The 12,624-nt window shown below is 36.0% G+C and carries 11 protein-coding genes and 1 pseudogene; 4 read left to right on the forward strand and 8 right to left on the reverse strand.

Annotation, left to right across the window (positions count from 1 at the left end):
• Window positions 1–8: 8 nt before the first annotated feature.
• From IGJ00_RS12345 to IGJ00_RS12355, 3 genes are read right to left on the reverse strand one after another with little or no spacing between them, the layout of a single operon-like run.
• On the reverse strand, window positions 9–845 hold the full coding sequence (locus IGJ00_RS12345) for a carbohydrate ABC transporter permease (protein ID WP_438844474.1): 837 nt from the start codon (window positions 843–845) through the stop codon (window positions 9–11).
• On the reverse strand, window positions 832–1,707 hold the full coding sequence (locus IGJ00_RS12350) for a carbohydrate ABC transporter permease (protein WP_065097084.1): 876 nt from the start codon (window positions 1,705–1,707) through the stop codon (window positions 832–834). The genes IGJ00_RS12345 and IGJ00_RS12350 overlap by 14 nt, the downstream gene beginning before the upstream one ends.
• Window positions 1,707–3,026 carry an ABC transporter substrate-binding protein gene (locus IGJ00_RS12355; RefSeq protein WP_271552834.1) on the reverse strand — a complete coding sequence of 440 codons (1,320 nt, stop codon included), beginning with the start codon at window positions 3,024–3,026 and terminating at the stop codon, window positions 1,707–1,709. The genes IGJ00_RS12350 and IGJ00_RS12355 overlap by 1 nt, the downstream gene beginning before the upstream one ends.
• Before the next feature lie 182 nt (window positions 3,027–3,208).
• On the opposite strand from IGJ00_RS12355, the gene IGJ00_RS12360 reads away from it, so the two are divergent.
• Window positions 3,209–4,201, forward strand: a complete 993-nt coding sequence (locus IGJ00_RS12360; RefSeq protein ID WP_438844475.1) for a LacI family DNA-binding transcriptional regulator — start codon at window positions 3,209–3,211, stop codon at window positions 4,199–4,201.
• Between the two features lie 284 nt (window positions 4,202–4,485).
• Here the strand turns inward: IGJ00_RS12360 and IGJ00_RS12365 are convergent, their stop codons facing one another.
• Window positions 4,486–4,683, reverse strand: a complete 198-nt coding sequence (locus IGJ00_RS12365) for a hypothetical protein (RefSeq protein WP_438844476.1) — start codon at window positions 4,681–4,683, stop codon at window positions 4,486–4,488.
• Window positions 4,684–4,849: 166 nt separating this feature from the next.
• Window positions 4,850–5,659 carry a hypothetical protein gene (locus IGJ00_RS12370; RefSeq protein ID WP_438844477.1) on the reverse strand — a complete coding sequence of 270 codons (810 nt, stop codon included), beginning with the start codon at window positions 5,657–5,659 and terminating at the stop codon, window positions 4,850–4,852.
• Window positions 5,660–5,773: 114 nt separating this feature from the next.
• Between IGJ00_RS12370 and IGJ00_RS12375 the strand changes: the two are divergent.
• The 3 genes and pseudogenes from IGJ00_RS12375 to IGJ00_RS12385 all read left to right on the forward strand — a co-directional run.
• Window positions 5,774–6,274, forward strand: a pseudogene (locus IGJ00_RS12375) (restriction endonuclease subunit S); the annotation flags it as partial.
• A 66-nt stretch (window positions 6,275–6,340) separates the two neighbouring features.
• Window positions 6,341–6,919 carry a restriction endonuclease subunit S gene (locus IGJ00_RS12380; protein ID WP_438844582.1) on the forward strand — a complete coding sequence of 193 codons (579 nt, stop codon included), beginning with the start codon at window positions 6,341–6,343 and terminating at the stop codon, window positions 6,917–6,919.
• Window positions 6,920–7,011: 92 nt separating this feature from the next.
• A complete protein-coding gene (locus IGJ00_RS12385; protein WP_438844583.1) occupies window positions 7,012–7,920 on the forward strand; it encodes a site-specific integrase in 909 nt (302 codons plus the stop codon).
• A gap of 22 nt (window positions 7,921–7,942) precedes the next feature.
• Here the strand turns inward: IGJ00_RS12385 and IGJ00_RS12390 are convergent, their stop codons facing one another.
• From IGJ00_RS12390 to IGJ00_RS12400, 3 genes are all read right to left on the reverse strand, one after another.
• Window positions 7,943–9,142, reverse strand: a complete 1,200-nt coding sequence (locus IGJ00_RS12390) for a restriction endonuclease subunit S (RefSeq protein WP_438844478.1) — start codon at window positions 9,140–9,142, stop codon at window positions 7,943–7,945.
• Window positions 9,143–9,777: 635 nt separating this feature from the next.
• Entirely contained in the window at window positions 9,778–10,896 is a 1,119-nt protein-coding gene (locus tag IGJ00_RS12395) for an Abi family protein (protein ID WP_438844479.1), read from the reverse strand.
• 97 nt (window positions 10,897–10,993) lie between these two features.
• On the reverse strand, window positions 10,994–12,613 hold the full coding sequence (locus tag IGJ00_RS12400; RefSeq protein ID WP_108146316.1) for a type I restriction-modification system subunit M: 1,620 nt from the start codon (window positions 12,611–12,613) through the stop codon (window positions 10,994–10,996).
• Between the last annotated feature and the right edge of the window lie 11 nt (window positions 12,614–12,624).

The following is a 12,624-nucleotide window of genomic DNA, read 5'->3' on the forward strand; positions in this document are numbered from 1 at the left end:
CTGTCCTCTTACTTCAATGTAAATTGCATACCATCTTGGAATCGTTTTGAGAAAATCAAAAACAAAACGATCAATGGTAAAGTCAACAATACTGACGCCGCATACATCGGTCCTGGAAACGTGCCATACGGGCCGAACATTTGTGAAATCAAGACATTCAACGTCACTGTACTATCACTTTTCGACACGATCATATCCCATAATAAATTCGTCCAACGATCCGTAAACAAGAACAAGAAAATCACCGTCGTAATCGATTTAGACATCGGTAAAACGACTTTGAACAAGACTTGCATCTCCGTTGCACCATCTAGCTTCGCCGCTTCAATCAATGTATTGGGAATCGCCTTGAAAAAGTTCGTATACATAAAAATCGCCCATAAACTGATTGCTGTAGGAATGATCATTCCTGCATATGAATCCAGTAACCCCACTCTCGTTACCATTAAAAACTGCGGGATCAGTAAAATGATTGCTGGGAAAAACATTTGGAAAAGAATAAAATTGTTTACTAATTTCTTCCCTTTAAACTCGATCTTTGCCAACGCATAACCGACCATCAAAGCAAACAACATCATTAAAACAGTTGCTACCGTCGCCACGATCGTCGTATTGACAAAAGCCCCCAACCACGGAACATCCGCAGAAGTCGGTGAACCTCCGAGAAGCCACGTCCAAGAACGTAAACTAAAATCTGTCGGGATAATGCGACGATCCACTTGATCCCAAACTGCAAAAGAATGCATGACTAAGTACACAAAAGGAAACGTCATGATCAGCATCACGAGGGTCGTTACAAGATAAAGAATCGTATTTTTGCCTTTTGTCCGTTTATGACCAACCATTTTTCTCCCCCCACTTTTCTAATAGTTTACGAATCACACCGATCGAAGCAAACGTCACCACAGAAGCCATCAAAGCAACTGCTGAAGCATACCCCGAGCGAAGATTGACAAACGCTTGATTATAGATCTCCATTTGCCACGTATTCGTAGCAAAATTCGGGCCGCCACCAGTCAATTGATACACTTCCGTAAAGATCCCAAAACTAATCCCCACAGCAAGCACCGTCACTGTAAAAAATGCAGGATAAAGCATCGGAAACGTGATCTTCCAAAAACGCGTCCATGCACTTGCTCCATCAATTGCCGCAGCCTCATAGACCTCTTTATTGATATTTCCCAAACCAGAAATCAAGATCAACCCATAATAGCCAGACATCTTCCAAGCAATCATCAGTGAAACAATAAAAATCGACGTCTGAGGATTCCCTAACCAATCAATATCCCAACCCATTCTCGTACGTAAAAACGTATTGAAAGGACCATTGTAAGAAAGCAAACCTTTCACGATCAACGAAGTCACGACCCCACTCGAAAGATAAGGTAAAAAGAAGGCAACCATGTACAAGCCTTTAAACTTAGGCAAACTATTCACTAACAACGCAATCGTCATCGATAAAATCAAAGCCATCGGAACAAAGACCAGTAGAAATTTATAGGTCACCACAAATGCTGCTCGAATCGCCGGACTATGAAACGCATCAATAAAATTTTTGAAACCAACAAATTCAACCGTTGGTGAAATCATATTCCAACTTGTCAGCGCTAACCAAAACGACCATAAAAGCGGTAATAAAAAGAAGATGACAGTAAAAATCAGGTATGGGCTGGTAAATAACCAGCCCAACTTTGTATTTTTGTTCATTATTGAAGCGCCCCTTCAACCGCTGATTTGGCATCTGCTGTTGCAGTTTTCGCATCCTTTTCTCCACGAATCACTGGTACCCACGCTTGTTCACCAAAAGCTTGTTGAATCTCATTGAATTTTTCATTATCCATTGCCGGTACAGCAAACGGAACATTTTCTGCGTATACTTTCATCGCTGGATTTTCTTCAAAGTATGCAGCAAAAATTTCATTTTCTTTCGCATCGTCTCTCGCAGGGATCAATGACGTCATTTCTAATAACTTCATGTCATGTTCATCATCTGAATAAACAAATTCCAAGAACGCCATCGCTGCTGCCTGTTCTTCTTCTGTTGCTTGCGCGTACATCACGATCCCTTTCGCATCTGCGTAAGTCGAAACTTCTTCCACATCTGCTAAAGCATCAGGCACAACAGGTGTCGTCACTGTGTAGTTTTCACCAAACGTCAACTCAGGATATTTTTCGTCCCAATTCGGGAATGTCCACGGACCAAGATCAGTCATGATACTATCCCCATTTTCAAACGGATCAGTCGCTTCACCTGTTCGCAAAACATTCGCATCTGCTAATTGACTCATCAAATCAAATACATCCGTCATTGCAGCCTCATCCACAGAAAACTTCTCATTTTCTACAAAACTGCCACCTTCGCTCGCCGCATTGTACAACGGGAAGAAATCAAACCAACGCATCCAAGCTGTTGGGTCAGACAAGTCTCTTTTCGCCCACAAAGCTTTATCTGTTTCCTGAACCTTTTCTACAACCTCTAACAATTCAGAATACGTTTTTGGAACCTCCGAAAAGCCAAGTTCTTCTAGTAAATCGATTCGCCAACCAAATAAAATCGGGTTTGAATACACTGGTAATACATATTGACTATCGTCAGAAAATTTCCAGCTTTCAATCGTTTGATCCATGTGCCTTGTTTCCACGATCGAATCAAATCCACTTTGTTGATTCAATGGTAAAATCGCTTCACTAGCCGCCAATTGTGCCGCAAAACTACGGTTCACATTTTCAGACAACGTCGGTGCCGTATTCGATGCAATCGCACTTTGAATCGTCGCTTCAGAAGATGGACTTTCTTTCATTTGAGTCACTTCGACTGTGATCTCGTCATTTTGTGCTTCGAATTCTGTCGCCATTTCTTGCCAATATCTCAATTGCGTCGGATTAGGTGCCGCCCAAAAAGTGATTTTCGTTTTCCCATCATCTGAGCCGGAATCCCCACTCGTTGATTGATTGCCACAGCCCGCAAGTAAAACAGTTCCTGCTAATACAGTCGTAAGTCCCAAAAATATTTTCTTCATCTTCATGAATCTTCCTCCTTGGTTTGTAAACGGTTTCTTATAACTGCGACAATCATACCATCCGTAATTACGTTTGTCAACATTACGTAATTAACATTACAAAGTTACATTTGTAATCTTTTTAGGTGATTATTTTAGATGTACTATGTTATAATCAATGTAAATATTACGAGAAATTAGGTGAACTTATGAAAAAAGCTTCGATGCAAGACATCGCTGATGCACTAGGAATCTCTAAAAATTCCGTTTCGCAAGCACTACGAAACAAACCCGGCGTCAGCCAACAAACCAAACAACTAGTAAAAAATAAAGCCGACGAACTAGGCTATCGTTACCAAACCGTCACAGAAGACACCACCATGAGCTTTCTTTTGATGGCAACTGAATTTGCCTTTTCCCAAACAAGTTTCTTCGGCGAAATCGTGAAAAGCGCAGAATCTGCCGCACAACGCGCACATATCAAATTAGACACGTATACCTTAACCGATGAAACACTACAACAAATGATCCTGCCAGAACACATCAATGAATATGACGGTATTTTAGTACTTTCTCATAGTAACAATGACTACATAAAACAAGTGATTGCTACAGGAATCCCCGTAACTTTGATTGATCATCACGATCCAGAATTACTCGCGGATGCCATTTTGTCCAAAAATACCGACGGCACGTTCCAAGCCATTTCATTACTCATTGCGAATGGCATGAAACGAATCGGCTTCATCGGCGACACCTCCTTTTCGCCAAGCTACCTCGAACGCCAACGCGGCTACCATCGCGCCTTAGCAGAACACGGCATCTCACAAGAGCCAGAAATCGAGATCACCGAAATCGAGGAATCCCAAGGCGCTTTGTTCAGTCGCCTAAAAAGCATCGAGCAAATGCCCGATGCTTGGTTTTGTGTCAATTCCGGATTAGCCTTTATGCTCAACAGCTATCTCCAATCCGCTGGCTATACAATACCAGATGACATCAGTATCATTTGTTTTGACGAAACAGAATTCACACGCATGGCAATCCCACGATTGACCAACGTTGCCACCAACTTGGAATTCATGGGCCAACTCGCCATCCGAACCTTGTTACACCGCATCAATCATCCAGACGAACCAATCATACATCAACAGATCGTACCGGAGTTGAATATTTGGGGGTCGGTGAGGGTTGTGGAGGGATAGGAAAAAGCACTGGACCGCCTCGTGGGCTGTCTAGTGCTTTTTTATTCTTTCATCACTAAATAGATATATTTCATAGTTTTAATCACTGTCTTCTAACTATTATTATTACTCATCTATCTTTATTCATCAAATTGTTATACATACTTTCTCTGCTATGACTCATTTAAAATAAACTGTAATTTTGATAAATTATCTATAGTAAAACGGATGACTGTGGTTCTTATTCTTTAATAAACACCCCGTAATTAGAGACATACTATAATTTTTTCCATAGTAATCTTTTTTTAACTTTTTTTCTTAACATCAGTAATAAAGCCAAAAACTAATCCGATTACACTCAATCCTCCTATTCCACTTTTCCATGCTGTCTTACGATATTCTCTAAATTTCCGTTCATGCTCTCCACAAAATAAAGATTTATTTGCATATATTTCTTTTTTGCATCCAGGTACTTTACAAAGTTTCAGTTGTGAGTTTCCCATTATTCTTCCCTCCAATTTCATATCCTTGAATCTCATAAACCAATACATCTATCTTAGTTGAAATATCCGCCATGATTTCATTCACACGTCCTGAATCACCTTGATGCGCATTATCAATTTTCCATGCTAATGTATGCCCCGAATCATCAAGTTTTTTTAATAGGGTCTAATGGTAATTTGACAATGTCGCTAATAATGCCTGATCCTCTGCCATAGCACTATACGCAACTAAATTCAGTTGCACAGCCGAGTTTAAATAGCCAATAGATTGTTGAAGCAATCGTTCAATTCTTTTTGCATCTTTGGATTTTATTTTGATATTAGTAAAATCATGAGCATCTTGATAAATAGCAAACATTAATTTTGCGATTGTATCGTTATTGGTTTTAATCGCAGAAATCAAAAGCTCCTTCTTCAACTCGCTATCGTGCGAAGCAAGCCCTTCAATCACAAGTTGCCTAGCACTATGGAATCCTGAGAATCGATCATTATATTGCCCTTGCTCCACACGCTCAACGAGCCTATTTAAATCCTCAATCTTCTCTGTTATAGCTGCTAATTGCCCTTGAATCGCAGAAAGTTCTGGTAAATTCCCTAGTTTTCCTACTATGCGTTCATCCAGTGTTACCGTACTCTTCGTTCTCCCCGTTAAAGTATCCTTGATGATAGCATACGTTTCTCCAGTTTTTTTACGGATTCCTAATGACCATTCTCCTGAAGCCAATTTTTTCTTTGCTAAATCAGAAAAGTTCGCCACATATTCTGTCTCTCCCTTTTCTAAAAGTTGTTTTAGTAGTTTAGCTTCTGATACATGGTTAAATAGTTCATTTTTAATACTCTTAATAATGGATAAACCAACAGCCTCTTGTAGAGGAAGAAGTGAATACGAACTAAAATCATAATTGTATAATTCTTTATTTGTTACATTAATTGATAACTCAGTACTTGTGGGCAGATTGATTTCAAAATCATTCACTAGTTAATTCACCGCCTTATGATTATAAATATATTTAGTTATATTGTAGCATGATAGAAGAAATTTTTTCTGAGAAAGTGGGGTGTTTTGTTGGTATAGAATGATGATTGGGAACAGCGTAAGTTCAAAGAGTTTAGCAAGAAAACAGGTAAGAAAAATTCGAAAGGTCTAGATTTCCCTGCCTACTCTGTAAGTAACAAGCTTGGATTAATAGCCCAAACAGAGCAGTTTGATGGTAGTAGGTTAGATAATTTAGAAAAGACGTCATATAAATTTGTTGAACCCAGTGATTTTGCTTATAATCCTGCAAGAATAAATGTGGGATCAATTGCATTTAATAATCTTGAAAAAACTGTGCTTGTCAGTTCATTATATGTTGTTGTGAAGATGTCAGAGACTCTTAATAACGAGTTTGTTCTACAATATATAAAATCCCCATTGTTTATTAGAGAAGTTCGACGAAATACTGAAGGTAGTGTTAGAGAGTATTTATTCTATGAAAATTTTTCCAATATTAAAATACCATATACGCAATATATTGAGGAACAAAAATTAATAGGGCTTTTTTTCAAAATGCTTGACGACACTCTCGCTCTTCATCAACGTAAGTTAGAACAATTGAAGCGATTAAAGCAAGGGTTTTTACAGGTTTTATTTGCGAATGAAGCAACTATTCCGAAGGTGCGTTTTGCTGGTTTTATCGAGGAATGGGAACAGCGTAAGTTGGGGGATATATTCAAAAAGGATACTCAAAAGAATAAAGACTTAGAATTTCATAGTGACTCTGTAATTTCGGTTGCTAGAATGAAACTGTCTCCACCCTCTGCAAAATCTTCAGATGAGTATATGAAAACATATAACAAAATACGGAGAGGGAATATTGCTTTTGAAGGACATACTAATGATAAATTTCCAAATGGACGCTTTGTATTAAATGACTGTCAGGACGGAATTGTATCACATATTTATGATGTCTATAGTGCGGTTGAAGAGTATGATAATGAGTTTATGAAACGTTACATTAATAATCCTGATGTAATGAGAAAAATTCTTATAAATGCAACTTCAAGTGCTCGAATGATGAAGTCTTTAAATTCGGTAGAATTCTTGAAACAGAGCATTTTATTGCCAATATTAAGTGAGCAGCAGCAGATAGGTAAATTTTTCTATCAATTGGACAATACTCTCACCCTTCACCAAAAGAAACTCTCTCAACTAAAAAACCTAAAAAAAGGACTCCTTCAATCAATGTTCATCTGAAAAATTTTATCTTCACAAATATCCCAAACTTCCTAATAATTAACGAGTAACATCAAAATTATTAGGAGGTTTTTCTATTGAAAAAAAGAAAAATGCAATTGTTTTACAAATATTTTGAAGAATGGATTGAATTGTACAAAGTTGGCTCAATTCGTTCAATTACCTTAGAAAAATACTATATGAGTTTGCAATGGGTCACTAAATTAGCTCCGGATATGCGAGTTTGTGACTTAGATAGAAGAAGCTATCAAAGTTTATTAAATGCATATGCAGAAGATCATGAGAAGCAGACTACAATGGATTTCCATCATCAGATAAAAGGGGCTATTTTAGATGCAGTGGATGAAGGTATTTTATCCCAAAATCCTACTCGGAAAATTATCATAAAAGGGAAAGCACCTAAAGAGAAGAAGCCAAAGTTTTTAAATCAACATGAGATTCAGTTATTGTTGAGAGAGTTAGATTTAAGACAAGAATTAAATTGGGATTGGTTTATCTTATTGGTGACAAAAACTGGTTTACGATTTTCTGAAGCATTGGCTCTTACACCTGAGGATTTTGATTTTTTTAATCAGAAGATACTTATTACTAAAACATGGAATTATCGCAAGTCTACAGGAGAATTCCAACCAACTAAAAATAGTTCTTCCATTCGAAAAATACAGATGGATTGGCAATTAGCTATGCAATTTTCACAATTAGTAAAAGATTTAGACCCAGAGAAACCAATTTTTGTTAAAAAACGGGTGTTTAATTCAACTATAAATAACCGACTAAAGATAATATGTACAAATGCAAAGATTCCTGTAATCACTATTCATTCTTTAAGACATACACATGCCTCATTATTATTATTTGCAGGTGTTTCGATCGCAAGTGTAGCTAAAAGATTAGGACATTCTAGCATGACCACAACCCAAGAAACCTATTTGCATATTATTCAAGAATTAGAAAACCAAGACAATGATAAGATTATGCGACATTTATCTTCTCTTGTATGATAAAAAGGCGCTGGGCGCCTTTTTATATAAACATTTTTTGTAGGAATGCTTTTTTTAGGTTTTTCAGTTGGGAAATTTTATTTTGGTGAAGAGAAATATTATTGTCTAATTGATTGAAAAAACTACCTATTTGTTTTTGTTCTTCATCTTTTGTAAAAGCAATTAGAGCTTCTTTAATATCATTTGAGTTAATACTTTCAAATGTTGAACCTGTACTATATCGATTCCAATAGCCATTTTCTCTCATTTTTCCAAGTTGATGAAAAATGAAATCATTGGCTTTAATTGCTGCAACTCCACGTCCTAAGACTACGTCGTAATCAGTTTTTCCAATATCTCCTACTGGGGCTCTAACACTTAAAATCAAATCTTTTTTTTCGGCTTGTTTTGTCACTTGAGTAGTCCACACTCTAGGAACAACTCTACCATTTTTTATGTCTGCATTCCCTTGAACCAAAATATAGTCATCTGGATTATTTGTATAATTTTCTGAGCTTGGAGATTGGCCCATAATTATTTGAACAATATCTCCTAACTTACGCTGTTCCCATTCTTCGGTAAAACCAGCAAAACGCACCTTCGGAACATTTGTGTCATTCGCAAATAAAACCTGTAAAAACCCTTGCTTTAATCGTTTCAGTTGCTCTAACTTACGTTGATGAAGAGCGATAGTCTCATCCAGTTGTTTGAAGAAGATACCGATTTTTTGTTGTTCATCCTTTGCAGGAACCTTGACGTCAATACTCTCAATATCAGAGCTGTTATAAGAGGGCAATGCCCCTACTTGGGAGTATCTTGGCAAATTTATAGTTTCAAAAAATATTTTACCAAAATAGATATCCCAAGTATTATTAAACATATAAGCCATAGTGTTGTTATCTATTAAGAAAGAGCTTGTGACCAAACGTTTTCTATTAAGCATTATTGCAGCTCCAACTTTAGCAAATATAATCGCTGGCACATCTTTTATTGGCTTCCATTTTTTACGTTCAATTTGTTCATCAGATACATAATGATTTGCATTTCTCATTTCGTACTCATTACCAATGTTATTCATGTCGGAAACCTTAAAAAATGGAATACCTTCAGAACCACCTTGCTCTGCATCAGGAAAGCCAATTCCCGATTGAGTTTTGCCTAGCTCTCCCAACTTACGCTGTTCCCAATCATCAGAAAAGCCTTTAAACCGAATCTTAGGTGTTTTTTTCTTCTCTTTATTCATCAAAAACTCACCTTTGCTTTCTTATGTATATTCTGATTATTGAGTTCTATAAATACATAAGTTATATTCGTTGAAATCCTTTTAAGATAAGTTGAATTTTTATGTTTTAATTTTTTGTTTACTGTCATTTCAAAACTTAGCTTTATCAACTAAATACTTCCTCTCTTGATATGTTGTCTAACCATTCTACTATATTATATAGACCTATTAAGCTTACGCTGTATTACAGCGTAAGTCATTACAAATTGGATTATACCATGAGTTTAGAAATTAATAAATTTTTACATATAAGTGTTTTTCATAATAATGATATTTTGTCTATTTCTGGAAATATAACACATATCTATAAATAATTAGTTATTGTTAAATACTAACTATAATAGCTAGTCAGATTAACGTTTTCCTTTTATGTAATTTTAATAGTAGTATAAGGGGATTATAAGGCTATGGTGTGAAGAAAAGAAATCACTAATTGAATAGCGACGCAAAAAAATGATAGTAAAACTAAGTACACAGACAATACTTAGTTTTACTATCATTAACCCTAAAATAGCTTCGCTTTTACCCGTTGCTATCTACCCTTTCGGAAGGGGTATTTCATCTAAAACAAGGATATCACTTCAAACGTTGACTAGTCAAGCATTTAATTCACAGTATTTCGTGACGATCTTCTTAAAAAACTTAAATGTTTCCAAGAGATCATCGTTCTTTCGGTATATCTCTCGGTTAGCTCTTATTCGTTTGACTAATTCTTGAAGATCCTTAGATGCTTTCTGCTTCAGTTTAGCCGTCGAAACATATTTATCATGAAGATACAGAGTAGTTACTATATCATTCATTTTCCTATTTGTGAGGACTCGGTTACTTAATTCCGAATCCACACCTGATTTTTCAGCAAATTGTGTCAACTGAATTGATGCTCTTTTATTTTTTATTTGATTTTTCTTACCATACTGAAAAGGTTCTACAATATTATAAATAAGTGGTCTACTGTGCGCGGCTGCATTTCTAACATTCGTCACATATTTTAATAACTGATTAGCAGTTTTCAATTTTTGATAACCAAAATACTTTTTTTCAAAATAGAATTCTATGAACCTCTGTAGATTGCCCAAAGTCATGATCTCTAATAATGCCCAAATTGAAATATTATGATGATGACGACTATAAAAATCAAAATCATAACCAAATTTACCTTTGATCTTATTAATTATCTTATGCGATGCTTGATCATAGCCTAGTAAAATTTCCTCCTCATTACTAGTATTCCCTTTTTTTCTTTGAAGGCGTACAAATTTAGATTGCATATAGCTGTCGTACTCATCGACAATTGAATATCCATCTTCATCTAAAGAGTTAGTAATTAAATTTACCAGTAAAGTCTTTAAAGAATGTTCCAATTCAAAAATCATTCTACTTAATGTCATTCTTAGATACATATCTATTTTGGCTAAATCGTTTAGCTGAATAAATGAAAGATTCACATATTTCCCATTTGCATCTTTTTCAAAATTCTTGCGATAGGCTGTAACTTTAAAATAATAAGTTCTATTTGACAAAATATCACGAACAATCGTTTCTTCCGATTCAGCAATAGAGATCCCTTTGTGTCTAGCATAATCAATTTGCTCATCAATAGAAAATATCTCCTTACTTCGAGCCTTTAAACAGAGATGATTAAGTTCTTCTGATAGTACATCAGATTTTTGTCTAGATGTTTCTTCTTCCTCTAGTTTCAACTTTAATTCAAGCAACTGTTCTTCATTGATAATGTCTCTCCTCCTTTATATACCGTACTATGCTAGTAGAAATGCACCTAATAAAGATAAGTTGATTTCCACAAAAATATTATCACTCTTTACCCAATATCTCCATAAATTTACGTAGGTCTGCTTGCGACTCCTCATCTGTTCCTTCTAGTTCTTTTAACATTGTAAATAGCTTATTCGTAGATTCAGCAATTTCTTGATCTAGCTTAACTAATTCTTCCGCGACCTCAGGAAGTGGGATCACTTCTTCTTCTTCAAATGTATCTACATATCGAGGAATGTTTAAGTTGTAGTCGTTCTCTTTGATTTCATCTAGCGTCGCAACATGAGCATATTTTTCAACGTCTTCACGTTTTTGATAGGTTTCAATGATCTTAGTAATATTTTCTTCCGATAGTTTATTTTGATTTTTGCCTTTGACGAACTCACTTGAGGCATCAATAAAAAGGATATCTTTTGTTTTCCGTGCTTCTCTTCCTTTAAAGACTAGAACTGTAGTAGGTATACTCGTTCCGTAAAATAAATTCGCTGGCATACCTATTACGGCATCCAACAAGTTATTATCAATGATATTTTTCCGGATTTTCCCTTCAGAAGCACCACGGAATAGGACACCGTGTGGTAAAACGATCGCCATCGTCCCAGCTTTATCTAAGTGATACAATCCATGTAAAATAAATGCATAGTCCGCTTTTGACGCTGGTGCTACACCGTAACCTTTGAAACGTGTATCTTTTTCACGATCCACATTTTTGATATCCCACTTTGCGGAATAAGGCGGATTAGCAACAACTGCATCAAATTTTAATGGGATTTGAATACCATCTTTTTCTGCAAATGGCCAATCGGCATCTAAGGTGTCTCCACGTCTTAAATTCATATTCCGATAGTTAATCCCGTGCATCATTAAATTCATTCGTGCTAAATTGTACGTAGTAGTATTTAATTCTTGACCATAAAAATCAACACTTCCTGATCGCTCTCCATCAGGCAATTCATTTTTTACAGTCAATAGTAAAGACCCCGATCCCATCGTTGGATCGTACACGCGAAATTGTTCTTCCTCTTTATTTACATCATCTGTTACGATTTTAGCTAACACTTTACTAACTTCATGCGGCGTATAGAACTCGCCCCCTTTTTTACCGGCATTGGCTGCAAACTGCCCAATTAAATATTCGTATACATCACCTAAGATATCACGACCAGAATCGTCTTTAAAATTAAACTCATTGACCATCAAAACAACATCATTCAATGCTTTTGCTCGTTCATTTGTATTCGATCCTAAACGTGTGTCTCCTAAGTTGATATCTGAAAAAACATTTGCAAAGTCATCTTCTGCAACAGGATTCCTCTTTGCGTTAATATTAAATGAATCTAGCATGTCCTGAAAATCACTAGCTTTGATTTTATGATTTTCAATTTTAGATACTAATTCTTCCCATGTATACTCAGGAGAAATCGCATACCCAATACCACGGCTTATATCTTCTAGATAATCTTCTTTCTCTTCATCATCAGTTACTTCGTAGTAATCTTCTAATCCATTCATTTTTAAATAAGCATCCTGATTTTCAGACAAATACCGATAGAACATAAATGGCAAAATATAATTTTTATATTCACTTGCATCCATCGTTCCACGTAGCTTATTCGCCATTGCCCATAATTTCGTTGTAATCTCGCTTGCATTACTCATTTCTTCTATTC

The organism is Enterococcus sp. AZ062 (genome assembly GCF_051715065.1).
In the GTDB taxonomy this organism is placed as follows: Bacteria; Bacillota; Bacilli; order Lactobacillales; family Enterococcaceae; genus Enterococcus_B; species Enterococcus_B mundtii.